This is a genomic window from Pseudomonas tremae (assembly GCF_023278125.1).
GTDB classification, from domain to species: domain Bacteria; phylum Pseudomonadota; class Gammaproteobacteria; order Pseudomonadales; family Pseudomonadaceae; genus Aquipseudomonas; species Aquipseudomonas tremae.
On sequence record NZ_CP066270.1, the window covers coordinates 1166969 to 1184162 of the forward strand.

The following is a 17194-nucleotide window of genomic DNA, read 5'->3' on the forward strand; positions in this document are numbered from 1 at the left end:
TGGGAAGTGACAGAGTCGGAGAAAATTGTTTCGGCTGAGTATAGAGCAGGCTATATAACATGTCGCCTGCATTCTTATAAGACGGCAACACGAATATATTCAGGCGGCGTACAGCGGGGCGTCAGCGAGGAAGTTGAAGGCCGAATGTATTGGTGCCCTGATGGCTGCTCACGAAGACTGTGCCGCCGTGCATCAATGCAATCGCCTTGACGATGGCCAGTCCCAGACCATGATTGGCGCCACTGTTGCTGCGCGAGGCGTCTACCCGGTAGAAGCGTTCGAACAGCCTGGGCAGATGTTCTTCGGCAATCTGCAGGCCCGGGTTGCTGACGGCGATGCTGACGTACCCGGCATGCGATTCGATAGTGACGTCAATGACTTGCCCGGCGGCGGTGTGCTGCACAGCGTTGTGGAGCAGATTGATCAAGGCGCGGCGCAGATGAGCTTTCTCGATCGGTGCGCTGGCATCGCCCTGAACATCCACCCGAACCTGCGCGTCTTCCAGAATGAAATCCAGATAATCAAGGGTTGTGGCCACCTCTTCAGCCAGCGACGCGCAGGTCAGCGCCTTGACCCTGGTGCCCTGATCGGCGCTGGCCAGGAACAGCATGTCATTAATGATCGAGCGCAGCCGCTCTAGCTCTTCGAGATTGGATTGAAGCACCTCGAAATAATGCTCCGCAGAACGGCCACGGGTCAGCGCCACCTGGGTCTGGCCGATCAGATTGGTCAAAGGCGAGCGAAGCTCGTGCGCCACGTCGGCGTTGAATGACTCCAGCCGCGAGTAGGCTTGCTCGACGCGCTCCAGCGTCGAGTTGAAAGAGGCGACGAACTGTTCAAGCTCGGGAGGCAATGGCGAAAGCTGCAGACGCCCGGAAAGACGCGGCGGCGCCAGCTTCTGGACTTCCTCCGAAAGCGTGGTCAACGGGCGCAGGCCGATGCGTGCGACCCAGTAACCGAGTACCGAAGCCAGCAGAACGCCAAGGGTGGCCAGGCTGATCAGCGCAACCAGCAGTGAGTGCTGGGTGTGCCAGAACGTCTCGGTATCGATAGCCGTCAGAAAGCGCAGTGCCGGGCGTTGCTCCTTGGGCGGGAACTCGCTGACCAGCACTTTGAAGGCAAAAGGGTGGTCTGCCAGTTTCAGGTCGTGCATGCCCGGCGGCCCCTGCGCGAATCGACGAATATCAGCACCAGGATTGCCGAACTCATAAACCGGATCGTCGCTGACCACCCAGAAACGCAGGCGCTTGTCTTCCTCACTGAGCAACTTCAGTTTTGCCTTGATCTTGCCCCAATGCTCGGGATTGCCGTAACGCCCTACCGCTGATTCCAGCACGCTGTAGCGTGCATCGACCTCGGCGCGAGGCAGCAGATCCAGGCTCTTGTCGACCTGCAGGTACAAGGCCCAGCCAATTAGCATGAATACCGACAGAGCGACCAGCGCGAACAATCCGCTGAGGCGCAGGGCGATCGAGTCAGCCCGCACTGCGGTTCTCCAACACGTAGCCCATGCCGCGAATGGTGTGCAGCAGCTTGTGTTCGTGCGGGCCGTCGAGCTTGGCACGCAGGCGCTTGATGGCGACTTCGACCACATTGGTGTCGCTGTCGAAATTGATGTCCCAAACCATCTCGGCGATAGACGTCTTGGAGAGGATGTCGCCCTGACGTCTGGCCAGAACACTCAGCAGCGAGAACTCCTTGGCGGTCAGGTCCAGGCGCATCCCCGCGCGTGTCGCCTTGCGGCTGATCAGGTCTATCCACAAGTCGGCGATGGTGATCTGCACCGGCTCGTGGCCACCGCTGCGGCGGGTCAGTGCTTGCAGGCGGGCGACCAGCTCCAGAAACGAAAACGGCTTGCCGAGATAGTCATCAGCTCCTTCGCGCAGGCATCGACCTGCTCGCGAGCGGTCAGCATGATGACAGGCGTCTGCTTGCGCGCGCGTAATGCACGCAGTACGCCGAAACCATCGAGGCCTGGCAGCATCACGTCGAGAATGATGATGGCGTGGTCATTCTCCAGCGCCAGGTGCAGGCCTTCGATACCGTCGCGCGCCACATCAACGGTGTAGCCCTGTTCGGTCAGGCCGCGGCGCAGGTAGTCTGCGGTTTTCTCTTCGTCTTCGATAATCAGCACGCGCATCGGGCGACTCTCACTTGTGCAGGGCCGGTGCCGGTACGGCGGCGGGCGCAGGTTGGCGTCGATGGAACAGCCGCTCCAGCTGCAGGTAGATGACCGGCGTGGTGAACAGCGTCAGCATCTGGCTTACCAGCAGACCGCCCACTACGGCAATCCCTAAGGGCTGGCGCAACTCGGCCCCGACCCCGAAACCCAGCATCAGCGGCAACGCGCCGAGCAGGGCCGCGAGGGTGGTCATGATAATCGGTCGGAAGCGCGTGATGCAGGCTTCGTAAATGGCGTCCTGCGGCGAGAGGCCTTGCTCGCGTTGCGCCTGCAACGCGAAATCCACCAGCAGAATGCCGTTCTTCTTGACGATGCCGATCAACAGCACCACGCCGATCAGTGCCATGATCGAAAAGTCCTGACCCATCAGCCACAACAGTAACAGTGCGCCGATACCCGCCGAGGGCAGGGTGGAAATGATCGTCAGCGGGTGGACGAAACTCTCGTAAAGCACGCCAAGAATGATATACACCGCCACCAGTGCGGCGAGGATCAGCCACGGCTGATTGGCCAGAGAGCTCTGAAAAGCCTGCGCCGCGCCCTGGAAGCTGCCGATGATCGAGGCGGGCATGCCGATCTCGTTCTTGGCTTGATCGAGCATGCGCACTGCGTCGCCCAGCGCGACGCCCGATGCCAGGTTGAACGACAGGTTTGCGGCGGGGAACATCCCGTCGTGACTGATCGACAATGGCCCCATGCGCGGAGCACTGACCTTGGCCAGCGCCGACAGGGGCACCATTTCGTTGGTCAGCGGCGAGCGCAGGTAAAAGTAGGCCAGGCTTTCGGCCTTGCCACGCTGCTGGGCGTCGAGTTCCAGGATGACCTTGTACTGGTTGACCTCAGTCTGGTATTCGCTGATCTGCCGCTGTCCGAATGCATCGTAAAGAGCCTGATCGACGTCGGCAATGGTCAGGCCGAAACGTGCGGCAGCGCTGCGGTCGATATCGATGTGGGTCACGCTGCCGCCCAGTTGCAAGTCGTTGGACATGTCGCGAAATGCCGGGTTGCTGCGCAGTTTCTCGGTCAGGCGTTCGGTCCAGGTGGTCAGCAGGGCGCCGTCATTGCTTTTGAGCACGTACTGATATTGGCTGCGGCTAGGGCCGGAGCTGAGGTTGATGTCCTGCCCAGCGCGCAGGTACAGAACGATGCCGGGGACTTTCGCCAGCTTGGGACGCAGGCGGTCAATGAATTCACTGACCGAGACATCGCGCTCGGACCGCGGTTTGAGCGAAATCCAGAAGCGGCCATTGGCGATGGTCTGGTTGCTGCCAGATACACCCACCGAATGAGAGAACGCCAACACCGCAGGGTCTGCACCGACGATCTTTGCCAGTTGCAGATGCTTTTCCACCATGTCCGGGTAGGAAATATCCGCAGCGGCCTCACTGGTACCCAGCGCAAAAGCGGTGTCCTGGACCGGGAAGAACCCTTTGGGAATAAGAACGTAGCCCACCACTGCCAGTGCGAGGGTCAGGCCGAATACGCCAAGCATCAACCGCTGGTGCGCCAACGCCTTGCGCAGGCCCCGTTCGTAGGCCGCGAGCAAGCGTTCGCCGAACCCCGGCTTCTGGTGCGGGTGGTGCGTGGGTGCGCGCATGAACAACGCTGCGAGCGTCGGGGCTAGGGTCAGAGAGACCACGACCGAGATCAGAATGGTCGCCGTGGCGGTCAGCGCGAATTCCTTGAACAGCCGTCCGACCACGCCCCCCATGAACAGCAACGGAATGAACGCGGCCACCAGCGAGAAACTGATCGACACCACGGTAAAGCCGATTTCCCCGGAGCCTTTGATGGCCGCCTCGCGCATGCCTTGTCCGGCTTCGAGATGACGATGAATGTTTTCCACCACAACGATGGCGTCATCCACCACGAAACCGACTGCGACCACGATGGCCACCAGCGTCAGGTTGTTAAGGCTGAAGCCGAACAGGTACATCATCGCGAAGCTGGCGATCAGCGAGACGCCGAGTACCGCACTGACGATCAGCGTGGCCGACAGCTGGCGCAGAAACAACGCCATGACGGCGACCACCAGCAACACTGCAATCAGCAGGGTCAGTTCCACTTCGTGCAGCGACGCCCGGATAGTCCGGGTACGGTCGTTGAGCACCGAAACGTCCACCGCTGCAGGCAGCATTTCCTGCAAGCGCGGCAGTTCGCGCTGGATGCGGTCGACGGTTTCGACGATATTGGCGCCGGGTTGACGAAATATGGCGATATTGACGCCTTGCTGATCGCCAGACCACGCCTTGACGTAAGCATTTTCAGAGCCTGCCACAACCCGCGCAACGTCCTTCAACTGCACCGGAGCACCGTTCTTGTACGAGACGATCAGTTGCGCGTAGTCCTGCGGTTTGAACAGTTGGTCGTTGGAAGACAGGGTCGAAATACTGTCCTTGCCATACAGGGCGCCTTTGGCCAGGTTCAAGCTGGTCTGCTGCACGGCAAGGCGGATGTCTGCCAGGGTCAGGCCCAGCGCAGCGAGTTTTTCCGGTGCAGCCTGCACCCGGATTGCGGGACGTTGCTGACCGGTGATGTAGACCTGACCGACGCCCTCGATCTGACTGAGCTGACGCGCCAGGATGGTTTCGGTGACATCGCTCAGGTCGGTCCCCGGCATCAGGCTGGAGCTCACACTCAGAATCAGTACCGGACTGTCAGCCGGGTTGACCTTGCGCCAGGTTGGCAGGCTGGGCATGTCGGCTGGCAGGCGGCCCGCAGCGGTATTGATCGCGGCCTGGACTTCCTGAGCAGCTGTATCGATGCTCTTGTTCAGCGTGAATTGCAGGGTCAGGTTGGTGGAGCCCAGTGCGCTGCTAGAAGTCATTTGGGTCATACCGGGTATCGCGCTGAACTGCACTTCAAGCGGTGTAGCTACCGAGGAGGCCATGGTCTCCGGGCTGGCACCGGGGAGCTGCGCGGTAATCTGAATGGTCGGGAATTCCGCTTCCGGCAATGGCGCAATCGGCAAGCGCGGAAAGGCAATGACGCCCAGCAGCACGATTGCAAAGGTCAATAACAGCGTGGCGACCGGGTGGTCGATACACCAGGCCGAGACCGAGCCGCGGCCCGTCATGGTGCTCGGTCCGCTTGCGCGCTTGCCACTTCCGCTGTCGGGGCGCCGACCACTTCGACAGTCGCGCCAGGCCTCAGCCGCGACTGCCCGTCGCTGACCAGAACGTCGCCCGCCTGAGGTCCGCTGATCAATGTCTGCTCACTGTCCTGATAAAGCACTTTGACCGGCACGACCTCCACCTTGTTGTCGGCAATGACCCGGTAGACGAAATGCTGGTCAATGCCACGCTGCACCACCTGTGGTGGCACCTTGAGCGAGTTGAGTTCGATGCCGGTCTGGATCTTCACGGTGACCAGTTGCCCGGGCCAGAGCTGCTCGCCGGGATTTTTGAATTGCGCCTTGGCGCGGATCGTGCCGGTGGTTGCCGACACTTGGTTGTCGATCAGCGAAAGTGTGCCTTCGCCCAACAGCAGGCCGTTGGCTGCACCGTCGCCCTGATAGGCTTTGACCGCTGCCGCCGTGTGCTCGGCAACCAGCCCCTGCAGCGTGGGCAACATCTGCTGGGGCAGGGAGAACTCCACCGCAATCGGATCGATCTGCGTCACCGAAAACAGCCCGTTGGCGTCGCTGACACGCAGGAAATTGCCCTCATCGACATTGCGAATACCGACACGTCCCGCGACCGGTGAGCGAATCTGGGTGTAGGAAAGCTGTACTTGCGCGGCGTTGATGCTGGCCTCATTGCCCAGCGCCGTGGCAGCCAGTTGCTTGACCAGAGCCTGTTGCTGATCAAAGGTCTGTCGCGAGATGCCGTTGTCTTCGGTGAGCTGACGGTAGCGCTTGAGGTCCAGTTGCGCGACGTCCAGTTGTGCCTTGCTTTGCGCAAGTTGTGCGCGTGATTGCTCCAGCGCGGCGCGAATGGAGCGATCATCCAGTGTCGCCAGCAGCTCGCCAGCCTTCACCTGTTGACCCTCTTTGACCAGCACGCGAGTCAGCACGCCATCGACCTGGGGGCGGATCACGACACTCTGCAGTGACAGCACCGATCCGATACCCGTCACGAAGCGCGGTACGTCTTCGACACTTACGGTGATCACCTTGACCGGCACCGCCGCAGCAATATGCCTGGGGATTGTGGTCGAGCGTGTCAGCTTCCAGCCGGCCACGGCGGCGCACACTACCAGCAGTACAACAAGGGAGACGGTCAGGGTCTGTCTGCGCATGTGAAGAAAACGCCAAAGGTCGCTGTGGGAATGATGTCTTTATCGCTTACTTATAGCCTGCAAACACGGTCAGCAGAATGACTTTCAGCTGTCAGGTTTGTCAGAAAGCGCTCCACGGGTGTGGTACTCGGTCAAGAAATGCAGACAGCAGACGATATATTTGTTGAAGGGCGATTTGTCCAGATGTTTATAAAGTCCTAGGGCAATTCCTACCTGCATCGGGAAAACTTCTGACAGCTGATTCTCCCGCCAACTTAACTCGATAGATGATCCTGTGAGTGGGGTACGCCATGAGACGTGAAAAATCAGGCTGGAAAGTAATGTTGAACATGTTGACTCGCCCTAAAGGCCTGCTGGCAGCAGTGCTAACGCTGCCGTTAATGGTTGCGCCGTCGGTCTCTTCGGCAAAAGACGGCATGCTTAGCCTGCACGGCAGTATCGTCAACAGCAGTTGTCAGGTTTCACGTCCTGACGGGCATGCCGCTGCCGCCCGCACTCGTATGCTCGAAGTTGCACCGGGCATTGATGTATACGTCAGCACGGACGGTAATGCATGCACCGCCTACGCTGTTCCATTCGTTGCGTATTATCAAGTCTTGCCTGACACACTCAAGCCTGACGGAACGTCGTCACAGGGCCGCGCTGCCGTGATTACCCTGAACTACCAATAAGCAGTCGGTGTTCGCTGTATGTTTTTCTCTTGCTAACTGTCTCGCGTCAGCGCGGGACAGTTCAAAGCTTGATTCGAGCGTCCCTTATATACGCTTGCCGATAACACTCCTGCCATGACCGTCAATGAAGTGCAGCCGCAAACAGCAGGCTGACCTTTTCCGTCTGCTGTTGCTTGATGCCCTTGTTTATCGCGGCCTGCGAACGACTTGTCGTTATTCCTACAGACCCATCCTGCGCAATATGTTGCATTGTCTGCGGGGCAAAAGTTATTACCCTGACAGCGATCAAAGAGCGCGATCTTTATAGTGATTGGCGTCCGATAGTGGGCACACACGACATAACACAAGGAAGGTCGTTAGCATGAAAAAGCTTTCTCTTACATTGGCAGTTCTGGGCGTCATGGGTCTTGGGATGGCGGGCACCGCCAACGCTGCCAACAACGGTAAACTGGTGTTCAGCGGGACACTGACCAATATCTCTTGCGATGTGGGACCGGGCACGGGCGTCACGGCCGGCTCTGGAGCGGGTGAAATAAATGTCGACCTGGGCAACGTCTCTTTCTCGGACATTGGTCTCTCCAGCGAAAGTCGCTTTGAAACAGCATCGCCTATTCAGTTGCTGGTCAACTGCAGCGCGGGCGCCGACCAGTACAACATGGTGAAAATGCGCCTCACTGCCCGTAATGGCAGCGGTCTGGATAATAACGACGCCAAACTTCTGCGTACCACCGGGGCGGCGGACGGTGTGGGTATCGGCCTGCTCAATGCTTCCAACGTACTGATGGACCTGAGCGGCGGCGAAACCATCGACACCACGCTGGTCAAGGAAAGTGCCAGCGGGGCGACCGCAGAAATCAATTTTGGCGCGGTGTACGTGCTTAACGGCACCCCGACCAATCCGGGTAACGCTGACGGTTTCATGCCGTTCGTGCTGGATTACGAGTAACAGTGTCGGGCAGGGCGGGCGCTGCCCGCCTTGTTCTTTATCGAATCAAGGCGAACGTTAGTATGTCGGGTTACTTATCGCGCTGCGTGATACTCACGGTGCTGCTGTTGTCGGTTGTCTCCGCGCAGGCAGGCATCGTGTTGAATACCACGCGCGTCATTTATCAGGGCAATGAAAAGGAAGTCAGCCTGGGGGTTCATAACAGCGGCAGCGGCGAAATTCTCTTGCAGTCCTGGCTTGAGTCGCCGACGCCGGAAAGTGCTCATCAAGAAAGCGCATCGCATGTGCCGTTTATTGTGACACCGCCGTTGACACGTATGGCGGGAGGCGGGCGGCAACTCGTGCGCATCATTTACTCGGGGGCGGATATGCCGACGGACCGTGAGTCGGTGCTGTGGCTCAATGTTCAGGAAATACCTCAAGCCGCAGCGTTGAACACGTTGCAGATTGCGATACGCCAGCGAATAAAAGTATTTTTCCGGCCCGACGGGTTAGTGGGCGACCCACAGCAGGCGCCCGAAAAGTTGCAGTGGCAACTCAGTGATTCTGACAACCTGTCGGTCGTAAACCCGGGGCCTTATCATGTGTCCATGCTCGGTATCTCTCTGCACCGGCAAGGTACTGAACTGGCGGTTATCGACAGTCAGATGCTGGCGCCGCTTCAACGCCTGACTATTCCGTTGCTGCGCAATTCCGGTACCGCCCCTTGGGTACTGAAGTTCGTCAGTATCAATGACTACGGTGGACAAGTGCCTTATCAGGCAACGTTGTTTAATCAACAACCCGGCTACGCGAACAAGGTGTTATCCCGATAACCTGACGCGCAGTCAGCAGCTTTCACTATTCAAACCGTTGGGCTTACGCGATATGTCGGCCCGGCAGACCTGCGCCTGCGCAAAAGGATTGCGCGGCGCGCGAAACAGCCGAAGTAGAGTGAAGACCGCTATGGAATGGCGCAAGAAAGATCATAAAGGGGCTATCGCAGCGTTAGCGTTCCCTCTCCCCGGACGCTGTCATTTGCATATCTGCATGGGGTTGACGTTAATGGCTTCGATCAATGTGTTCGCGGCCCAGCCCGAGGTTTCCCGTGGCGATGAGCCTGTCAGGTTCAATACGGCGTTCATTCAGGGCAGCGATCAGCCTCCAGACCTGCAGGCGTTCTTGCGTACCAGCAGCGTATTGCCCGGTACTTATCGGGTTGATATCTACGTCAACCGAACATTGAGTGGCAGACGCGATATCACTTTTTCGAAAAACAGTGTGTCCGGTCTTGTTGAACCTTGCCTGTCGCTTGAGCTGTTGAACAGTCTGGGTCTGGACCTGAGTCGTCTGCCCGACACTACCGAGGCTGATCAGGCCTGTTTCGACCTTCCTGCACGGGTCGGGTTTGCGCGTGTCGATTATCAGCCCGGTGCGCTGCGACTTGCTATCAGTGTGCCGCAAGCCGTCATGGCGCGGGGCGCCCGTGGTTATGTGTCTCCTGAACTATGGCAGCAAGGCGCGACGGCGGCATTCGTCAATTACAACTTCAATGGCAACAGGCGCCGTAACAAAGGTCTGGCGACACATCAGTATTATATGGGGCTGCGCAATGGCCTGAACCTGGGGGCCTGGCGACTGCGCAACGAGTCTTCACTGGCGCAGGGCAGCCATCAGACCTGGCGATACCGCAGCAACCGCACCTTTGCGCAGCGCGATGTCACGTCGTTGAAAAGCCAGTTCACGGTAGGGGAAACATTTACCGACGCGCAAGTGTTCGACAGTGTTCGCTTTCAAGGCGCTGCGCTGACCTCCGATGAGGGCATGCTGTCTGACAGTGAACGGTCCTATGCCCCGGTCATTCGCGGGATTGCCGAAACCAACGCCACGGTGGAAGTTCGTCAGAACGGCTTTCTGCTGTATAGCGGCAGCGTGTCGCCCGGGCCTTTTGAAATCACCGATATCTACCCCAGTGGCTCCAATGGCGACCTGTCGGTTTCGGTCATTGAAGCTGACGGGCGCGTAAGGTCGTTCACCCAGGCCTACGCGTCCTTGCCGATCATGGTGCCCTCCGGATCGTTGCGTTACAGCCTGGCTGTCGGGCAGGTCGACAACAACGATGATGGCCAGGCATCGCCGGGGTTTACCAGCGGGGCTTTGATCTACGGGCTTTCCGAGCGAACGACCGGTTTCGGTGGGTTACAGCTGGCGGAGGATTATCAGGCCGCCAACCTGGGCGTCGGTATCAATACCGGCGTGGGCGCGGTGTCGCTGGATGTAACTCGCTCGGTCAGTCAACCGGAGCAACGCTCCCGCAGCGGCCAGAGCGTGCGGGCGCGTTACGCCAACACCCTGGACGCGACCGATACGACATTGGCGATAGCGGGTTATCGCTATTCGACCGAGAACTACCGGACCCTCAGTCAGCACGTCAGCGAAACCGATCCGCAAGGTCGGGCGCTGGTCACTGGTCTGGCCCGGGATCGACTCGAGCTCAGCGTCACCCAGATTCTGTCTGATCAGGACGCCTCGCTGAGCCTGACCGCATCCGAGCAACGTTACTGGAACCTGCCGGGCAAGACGCTACAGCTTTATCTGTCCTACAACGCGGCCTGGCATACCGTGAATTACAGTGTATCCATCGAGCGCAACGAGGATTTTGGTCGAAGTGGCCAGGCGCGCACTGACAATCGCGTCGCCTTGAGCGTGACCTTGCCGCTTGGGTCTAATTCTGCTTCGTCGCGTTTGTCTTTCAATGCCGTGCGCGACAGTTCCGGGGCGTACAACCTTCAGGCCGGGCTGAATGGTCAGGTACTGGCGGATCGGGATACGTTCTATTCGGTACAGACCGGTCAGGACAGCAATTCAGGCAGCTTCGGTGCTGGCAAGATCACCACTTCCACCGGGACCGGCCGCTTTGAAGCCGGGTACAGTCAGGGACGGGACTACGATGCCTTAAGCCTGTCGGCGTCGGGGTCGGTGGTGGCCCATGCCGGGGGTATCAACCTGGGGCAGGCGCTGGGCGAAACCTTTGCGCTGGTTCAGGTGCCAGGTGTCAGCGGCGCTCGACTGAGGTCGTTCGGTAACGTCGAAACCTCAGGCAACGGTTACGCGGTTCTACCTTATGCCCAAGCTTATCGGACCAACTGGGTCAGCCTCGATACCCGGCAACTGGGGGCCGATGTGGACCTGGAAAATGCCATCACGCAGATCGTACCGCGCCGCGGTGCCATTCCTGTGGTGCGGTTCAAGGCTGCAACAGGTCGCCGTGTCCAGTTTGAGCTGGTACGTGCAGATGGCAGCAAGGTGCCGCTGGGTGCCAGTGTCGAGGACGAGCAGGGCAGGGCGCTGGCGGTGGTCGATGCTGGCAGTCAGGCGCTGGTACTCAGCGAGCGCGACAGTGGCAGCCTGCTAGTACGTTGGTCCGATCAACGCTGTCAGGCAATCTTTTCGTTGCCTCCCAGAGATCCGGCCCGCGCTTATGAGCGCATCAGCGTGGCCTGCCAATGAACGTCAGCAACGGGCTGTGCGCGATGATTCTGATTGCGCTGCTGGCGAGCGGTGTCGATGCGCGAGGCGCGATTTCATTGAGCGGTACGCGGCTGATCTTTGACGGGCATGACCCCGAGGTCTTCATTGAAGTGCGCAATCGCGGCAAGGGCGAGGCGCTGCTTCAGACCTGGCTGAGCGATCCGCGAGATAGCGACGATACGCCACACAATCTGCGCAAATCGCTGCCGTTCGCGATCACTCCGCCACTGGTAAGACTGACGGCAGGTGGGCGTCAGACGCTGCGTGTCCTGTATCAGGGCCAAGGCATGCCGCAGCAACGCGAGTCCTTGCTGCATCTTTATGTGCTGGAAGTCCCTCGCCGTCAGCAAGGTATTCGCCAACTGAACATCGCCGTGCGTCAGCGCATCAACGTGTTCTATCGACCTCCAGACCTGGACGGCGATCCGGCCGATACCGCTGGCAAGCTGTTGTGGACCTTGAACTCTGGCAATGCGGGCAGCCACTTATTCACTGTCAGTAACCCGACGCCTTATCACGCATCGCTGCAAGGCCTGCGCATGGACGGTGTTCTGTTCAGTGATCACCTGCTGCTTGCGCCTGGCGAACATTTCCAACTGGTTTTACCGAAGAGCTTTTTGCCTTCTGCAAATACTCTTTTTTCGTACGGAGCCCTGACTGATTACGGCGGTCAGCGAGGCTATTGCGTACGCGTGAACGGGCAGGCGACCTACAGGGCTCGTCTGCTGGAGAAAAACGTCTTTCAGGAAGAATGCTGATATGAAATTGCTGCCCGCCAGCCTCTGGCTGCGCCCCTTGCTATTGCTGGTGATGCTCACTCCTGCTTCCGTTTTCGCGCTGGTCTGTACTACTCAGGGGGCGGGAGAAACCGAGGTTCATGAGGATCTGGACAGTGCGGTGGCAATCCCCGAGTCGACGCCTAATGGGGAAGTGGTATGGCGCTCCGAGCCGAGGGCTGTTCAGGTCGAATGCACCCGGGACGGTTCGCAATCGACCGACGAAGAGGTTTTTATCCACCTGAACCCTGACAATCGTGAAATCGGTCAGGGCATAAGGGCCGGGCTGACACTCAATGGCGCCGACTATCTGCAAGGCAGTGGCCGAATCAGCACCGGTAATCGCCTGCCTGTTTGCACTGGAGGCACCCTCGACAATTGCCCTGCGGTACGTTTCAGCCTGCCGTTTTCCGTATTTATCCAGAAGTTCGGCGCAACGCCGCCTTCCGGGGTGGTGAGCAATCTGCTCGATTACCGGTTTTTTCAACTGGGCGGCGAGACAAATCCGAATACGGCGCCAGGACGAAGCTTGAGTTATGTCATCAATAACATGAGAGGACTGCGCTTTGTGGCGTGTGATGCCGATCTGAAAGTGCTCCCGGAAAACGTGGATTTCGGCGACGTCGCCATGCTTCAGGGGAGTATCGACGAGCCTGTGGCTATGCAGCCCTTTTCCCTGTCGACCAGCCGGACCTGTGAATCTCCCTTCAGTATCGACGCACGTTTTCGGCCCGTATCGGGCACTCTGGAGGGCAATTTACTGGTTCCGGTCGACAACAATTCGGTGGGTTTCACGATCAACAGCGCGGTCAGCGGGCAGCCTGTGCCGTACAACGAGGCCTTTCATCTGGCTGATCTGCTGGGCGAAACCCAGGATGCCACGGCAAATTTCGAAGCCCGATTGTTCTGGACCGGCAAGCCCCGCCAGCCTGGGCCGTTCAGTGCGGAGATGATGGTGGATCTGTTCTACAAGTAAGTGCGTCAACGACTGGACAGGAGGCTCGCGCGGTAGCCGGACGTTTGATGTATGCTGCGCGACCGCGGGCGTGTGCCCGGCTAATTCGACTTTCTGGTGACACCATGACCACGCCTGAACAAACTCCTGTTCAAGACGCCGCAACCGACTCCGTTGCAGACACTGAAAAGAAGGCGGTCATTGCGCCTTTCAGCTTTCCGTTCAAGCCTTCGGAGTTCGCTCAGGCGAAAAAGGAGCAGGCCTGGCATCAGAAAGCCAACAAACACGGCCACCACAAGACCCCAGGCGTGGCCCCGGCCGGTACCCGCAGGTCAATGGGTAAACGCTGATATCCGGGTTGTCGGTTTCAGGCCGCCTGTAACGGAATGAACAAGTAGGATGCCGGTTCCCGGTCTGTCACGTCAGCACCCTCCTGCTGCAAGGCCGCCAAGGCATCCTGTCCGGCCACATGAAACGCCCAGTCTGCGCGTTCTGTCACGGCATCGTTGCTGTCAGCGGGCTGCTCGATGGCGGCAGCGAATGCCTTCATGTCAGGCAGGTACGCGACAAATCCGTTGCCCTTGAGCGCAGTGGTACGGATGCCCAGTCGTTGGCATATGAGCTGTTTGGCCGCTATCTCGTCCCTGTCAGCCTGACGGGATTGTTCAATCAGGCTGGCCAGTTGGGTATCGACCAGCGTGCCGCCGACGATCAGGTCTGGGCCCTGTTCCCACGATTCAGGCGGGCAGCCCTTTAGCTCAGGTCGTAGCGGAATGTGAGGATTGATCTCCATCGGATAAATCCGGCATACCAGCGGTCGGCGCTCGTAAATCCGGCACAGGTTTTCTTCGTCAAGATTCCGGCAACGTCCGACGTTATAGGCTGCGAAGGTGATTGCCACGAAGGCTGTCGTATTGCCGCTGTCTACTTCGGTCGAGCGCCGGGAAGCATGGTTGCGTTGCGTCTCTGAAACACCGTAACCATTACTCAAAAACGCTTCGGTCAGCACGATCACGTTGCCGCCGTCTGCCGCCCATTGCGCGGCTTCGACGAGCGTGAGGGGCACGTGATGGTCAGTGCAGCATCCGCCGCAACCTACGCAGGAAAACTTAATGTCCATTGCTTCAATGATCCGTTCGAGAATAGGCGGCAAATGACGGTTATCAGTCATTTGTCCGGCTTATACGGCTCAGGAAGCAAGTTGTGCGCCAGCGAAGTATGGTTCGCTGAAAGCGTCAGGGAGTCGGGAGAGGGAAACGCCTGACGTAGGACATGCCTGATTTTTCGTAAAGACGCCGGGCTACATGATTGTTTTCCGTCACGTGAAGGTCCACTGCCGCTTCGCCGCGGGTATTCGTGGGGTCGGCCAGATGGGCGAACAGGTGACTGAGCAAGACAGAACCGATGCCCTTGTTTCGCAGCTCGGGGTGCACCACCAGATCTCTGACGAAGGCGCTGGTCCAGCAGATGATCACCCCTGCGACTGTGTCTTCGGAAATGGCCAGAAAACACCGCGACACATCGAACTCAGGATCGAGCTCGAATGCGCTCCGCCAGGTGTGATAATCCGGCACGCTGCCTTGCCCTGTGCGATAACCCGATGCCAGCAAACTGTGAGTTTCTGGCGCGCGCTCAAGTGTCAGTGCGCTGGGCAAGACACCCGAAGGCCAGGGCGTGGAGGGGATTGGTAGGCAGAGATCCCGACGCATCAACCAGTAGTGGTCAGCAGATGCATCGGTCATGTCAGTGCGTGTTTCGGCTGCGGCTTCAGGGATCAGAGCCCTTGAGCGACTACCGTTCGCGCGGCCTCGATCAGGCATTTGGTCAACTCGGGTGACGAGAACTTGGTCAGGACAGCGTTGGCCCCGGCAATCTGCGACTTCTCACTGTTCATCGCGCTATCGAGCGACGTATGCAGCAGAATGTAAAGGTCGCTGAAATCAGGTGTGTCTCTGAGTGTACGGGTCAGGGCGTAGCCATCCATCTCCGACATTTCGATGTCGGACACCACCACGTTGATCTGTCGCGCAGTTCCCTGCAGATCCAGCAGCACGTCGATCGCTTCTTTGGCGCTACGAGCCGTGTGGCATTCGATACCGAGATTGCGCAGCGTGATGATCGACTGCTGCAGCGCAACCTGGCTGTCGTCGACGACCAGAATCCGCGCCTTGCCGAGCACCTCTGCATCTTCCTTCGCCAGTTCCGTAGACTGCACGGCGATCTGCGCCGGGGCAATACCGTGAATGACTTTTTCGATGTCCAGCACCTGAACCAGAACGCCGTCGACCTGGGTTACCCCGGTAATGAACGACTTGCTGCTGGACCCGTAGGGTGGCGGACGAATGTCTGTAGTCAGGCAATGCACAATCTTGCTCACCGCCTGAACGTGCAGGCCCTGTTTCGAGCGGCTGACGTCGGTGACAATCAGGCAGCCGCCGTCCGGGTCGGCCAGCGGACGCTCGCCGATTGCACGGCTGAGGTCAATGACCGACAACGATGAACCGCGCAATGTCGCGATGCCTTTGACGTGCGGGTGCGATTCAGGAAGATGGGTCAGGGGAGGGCAGGGGATGATCTCGCTGACCTTGAGCAGGTTGATTGCCATCAGCTTGCCGCTGCGCAACGTGAAGAGGAGCAGCGAAAGTGAATCTGCTCGGACGTTCTTGGACATATTAACCTTCTGGCTGTAGGTGTTTCGTCGCCTGGAAGCGGCAAACAACTTTCTATCTCAGGTTATCGACCTGTGGCGTGCTTGCTTGAGGATTTTTAACCGTCAGCCGTAAGCCGCGTCCACAGAGCAGCGCTCGACCGAGTGGTCGATTGCTCCAGATCAAGCCCCAATAGTGGCACTTTGGTTTCCAGAACGTCAAACCATACAGGGGTGCGACACGTTGTCGCTTCAGCGTCCGGCATAGGCCGTCCGCCTCTCCCACGGCCGGCTTGTTGACCAGAACTCAGCCTGCGGCAAAATACCGCAGCTATATATAGAAGAGGTGGTGCGACAAACTGACGCATCCTTCTATATATAGAAGGGCTCGATTTCGGTTTTTGGTAAAAAGCCCGCTAAAGACCATCCGGCTGGCAAATCAGCCCGTATGGATGGCGAATGCTTGAGTTGCCAGTCCAGACAGATGATCATCGCGCACGCATCAGAGCGTCTGGGCGGTGCCCTCCTGTTCAAACCTTTGCCCGCGACTGGCGCGGCAATGGCAAACCACTCATCAGTAAGGTATGTGAATGAGCGACAACACGTTGTACCTGAGACGCGAGAAGCGCTTTCTGGTTTTGCTGGGGATCATCTGCCTGGCCCTTATCGGAGGTGCCCTGTACATGCAGATCGTGCTGGGTGAGGCGCCTTGCCCTCTGTGTATCCTGCAGCGCTATGCACTGCTGTTCATCGCGATCTTCGCGTTCATCGGCGCCGCCATGTCCGGGCGTCGCGGTGTCACGGTGTTCGAAACGCTGGTGACCCTCAGCGCATTGGGCGGTATCGCCGCCGCCGGCCGTCATGTCTGGATTCTCGCCCATCCGTCCGAGAGCTGCGGAATCGATGTGCTTCAGCCGATTGTGGATGGCCTGCCATTGGCTACACTGTTTCCTACAGGGTTTCAGGTGAGTGGCTTTTGTACGACGCCATATCCGCCAGTACTCGGATTATCTCTCGCGCAGTGGGCGCTGGTAGCGTTCGTACTGACTGCGGTTCTGGTGCCGGCGTGCATTATGCGTAACCGCCGCAAACCATACTAAATACAGGGTTTTCGTGAAAACAGCCTCGTGATCACGAGGCTTTTTTCGGGCTTGAGAGAAGGTTTTCAGGGTTATTGTTACTGGCTAAGAGATTAACTGTTACAAAATTAGGCATAGTCATTAAAAATTTACATATCTACAATCCCCAACACTTGTCGTCCAGCCTGG

General features: G+C 58.6%; 14 protein-coding genes and 1 pseudogene. 8 read left to right on the plus strand and 7 right to left on the minus strand.

The genetic code is table 11. The features are described from left to right. Positions 1 to 121: 121 nt before the first annotated feature. The 4 genes and pseudogenes from I9H09_RS05375 to I9H09_RS05390 all read right to left on the minus strand — a co-directional run bounded on the left by I9H09_RS05375 (position 122) and on the right by I9H09_RS05390 (position 6421). On the minus strand, positions 122 to 1486 hold the full coding sequence (locus I9H09_RS05375) for a heavy metal sensor histidine kinase (protein ID WP_122347554.1): 1365 nt from the start codon (positions 1484 to 1486) through the stop codon (positions 122 to 124). Then, positions 1476 to 2140, minus strand: a pseudogene (locus I9H09_RS05380) (heavy metal response regulator transcription factor). Before I9H09_RS05380 ends, I9H09_RS05375 begins: the two are co-directional and overlap by 11 nt. A gap of 10 nt (positions 2141 to 2150) precedes the next feature. Beyond that, positions 2151 to 5258, minus strand: coding sequence for a multidrug efflux RND transporter permease subunit (locus tag I9H09_RS05385; protein ID WP_122324453.1), 3108 nt, complete (start codon positions 5256 to 5258; stop codon positions 2151 to 2153). Beyond that, positions 5255 to 6421 carry an efflux RND transporter periplasmic adaptor subunit gene (locus I9H09_RS05390; protein ID WP_055004063.1) on the minus strand — a complete coding sequence of 389 codons (1167 nt, stop codon included), beginning with the start codon at positions 6419 to 6421 and terminating at the stop codon, positions 5255 to 5257. The genes I9H09_RS05385 and I9H09_RS05390 overlap by 4 nt, the downstream gene beginning before the upstream one ends. A 329-nt stretch (positions 6422 to 6750) precedes the next feature. On the opposite strand from I9H09_RS05390, the gene I9H09_RS05395 reads away from it, so the two are divergent. The 7 genes from I9H09_RS05395 (at position 6751) to I9H09_RS05425 (ending at position 13629) form a co-directional block, all read left to right on the plus strand. Beyond that, positions 6751 to 7092, plus strand: a complete 342-nt coding sequence (locus tag I9H09_RS05395) for a hypothetical protein (RefSeq protein WP_413038425.1) — start codon at positions 6751 to 6753, stop codon at positions 7090 to 7092. A gap of 361 nt (positions 7093 to 7453) precedes the next feature. Then, positions 7454 to 8038: a fimbrial protein gene (locus I9H09_RS05400; RefSeq protein WP_024671310.1), complete on the plus strand. Its 585-nt coding sequence runs from the start codon at positions 7454 to 7456 to the stop codon at positions 8036 to 8038. A 62-nt stretch (positions 8039 to 8100) separates the two neighbouring features. After that, entirely contained in the window at positions 8101 to 8853 is a 753-nt protein-coding gene (locus I9H09_RS05405) for a fimbrial biogenesis chaperone (RefSeq protein WP_122324456.1), read from the plus strand. A gap of 130 nt (positions 8854 to 8983) precedes the next feature. Beyond that, the gene (locus tag I9H09_RS05410) at positions 8984 to 11527 is read left to right on the plus strand and encodes a fimbria/pilus outer membrane usher protein (protein WP_461492140.1); all 2544 of its coding nucleotides are present in this window, start codon (positions 8984 to 8986) and stop codon (positions 11525 to 11527) included. Then, positions 11524 to 12306 carry a fimbrial biogenesis chaperone gene (locus I9H09_RS05415; RefSeq protein ID WP_122311914.1) on the plus strand — a complete coding sequence of 261 codons (783 nt, stop codon included), beginning with the start codon at positions 11524 to 11526 and terminating at the stop codon, positions 12304 to 12306. The genes I9H09_RS05410 and I9H09_RS05415 overlap by 4 nt, the downstream gene beginning before the upstream one ends. A gap of 1 nt (position 12307) precedes the next feature. Next, on the plus strand, positions 12308 to 13300 hold the full coding sequence (locus I9H09_RS05420; RefSeq protein ID WP_053931927.1) for a fimbrial protein: 993 nt from the start codon (positions 12308 to 12310) through the stop codon (positions 13298 to 13300). Between the two features lie 104 nt (positions 13301 to 13404). Further along, positions 13405 to 13629, plus strand: coding sequence for a hypothetical protein (locus I9H09_RS05425; RefSeq protein WP_005891455.1), 225 nt, complete (start codon positions 13405 to 13407; stop codon positions 13627 to 13629). Between the two features lie 17 nt (positions 13630 to 13646). Here the strand turns inward: I9H09_RS05425 and I9H09_RS05430 are convergent, their stop codons facing one another. From I9H09_RS05430 to I9H09_RS05440, 3 genes are all read right to left on the minus strand, one after another. Next, entirely contained in the window at positions 13647 to 14399 is a 753-nt protein-coding gene (locus I9H09_RS05430; RefSeq protein WP_122324481.1) for a YkgJ family cysteine cluster protein, read from the minus strand. Between the two features lie 115 nt (positions 14400 to 14514). Next, positions 14515 to 14988: a GNAT family N-acetyltransferase gene (locus I9H09_RS05435; protein ID WP_122347561.1), complete on the minus strand. Its 474-nt coding sequence runs from the start codon at positions 14986 to 14988 to the stop codon at positions 14515 to 14517. Between the two features lie 65 nt (positions 14989 to 15053). Next, complete coding sequence (locus I9H09_RS05440; RefSeq protein ID WP_024671304.1) at positions 15054 to 15950, minus strand: chemotaxis protein; 897 nt, start codon at positions 15948 to 15950, stop codon at positions 15054 to 15056. 566 nt (positions 15951 to 16516) lie between these two features. Here I9H09_RS05440 and I9H09_RS05445 point away from each other — a divergent pair. Continuing rightward, positions 16517 to 17026, plus strand: a complete 510-nt coding sequence (locus I9H09_RS05445) for a disulfide bond formation protein B (protein ID WP_055002250.1) — start codon at positions 16517 to 16519, stop codon at positions 17024 to 17026. Positions 17027 to 17194: the final 168 nt, after the last annotated feature.

Excerpts from the sequence above, each read along its gene's own strand:
- I9H09_RS05425 (WP_005891455.1), top strand. The coding sequence starts at position 13,405 with ATGACCACGCCTGAACAAACTCCTGTTCAAGACGCCGCAACCGACTCC.
- I9H09_RS05395 (WP_413038425.1), top strand. The coding sequence starts at position 6,751 with ATGTTGACTCGCCCTAAAGGCCTGCTGGCAGCAGTGCTAACGCTGCCG.
- I9H09_RS05385 (WP_122324453.1), bottom strand. The coding sequence starts at position 5,258 with ATGACGGGCCGCGGCTCGGTCTCGGCCTGGTGTATCGACCACCCGGTC.
- I9H09_RS05415 (WP_122311914.1), top strand. The coding sequence starts at position 11,524 with ATGAACGTCAGCAACGGGCTGTGCGCGATGATTCTGATTGCGCTGCTG.
- I9H09_RS05430 (WP_122324481.1), bottom strand. The coding sequence starts at position 14,399 with ATGGACATTAAGTTTTCCTGCGTAGGTTGCGGCGGATGCTGCACTGAC.
- I9H09_RS05390 (WP_055004063.1), bottom strand. The coding sequence starts at position 6,421 with ATGCGCAGACAGACCCTGACCGTCTCCCTTGTTGTACTGCTGGTAGTG.
- I9H09_RS05400 (WP_024671310.1), top strand. The coding sequence starts at position 7,454 with ATGAAAAAGCTTTCTCTTACATTGGCAGTTCTGGGCGTCATGGGTCTT.
- I9H09_RS05435 (WP_122347561.1), bottom strand. The coding sequence starts at position 14,988 with ATGCGTCGGGATCTCTGCCTACCAATCCCCTCCACGCCCTGGCCTTCG.
- I9H09_RS05420 (WP_053931927.1), top strand. The coding sequence starts at position 12,308 with ATGAAATTGCTGCCCGCCAGCCTCTGGCTGCGCCCCTTGCTATTGCTG.
- I9H09_RS05445 (WP_055002250.1), top strand. The coding sequence starts at position 16,517 with ATGAGCGACAACACGTTGTACCTGAGACGCGAGAAGCGCTTTCTGGTT.
- I9H09_RS05440 (WP_024671304.1), bottom strand. The coding sequence starts at position 15,950 with ATGTCCAAGAACGTCCGAGCAGATTCACTTTCGCTGCTCCTCTTCACG.
- I9H09_RS05405 (WP_122324456.1), top strand. The coding sequence starts at position 8,101 with ATGTCGGGTTACTTATCGCGCTGCGTGATACTCACGGTGCTGCTGTTG.
- I9H09_RS05410 (WP_461492140.1), top strand. The coding sequence starts at position 8,984 with ATGGAATGGCGCAAGAAAGATCATAAAGGGGCTATCGCAGCGTTAGCG.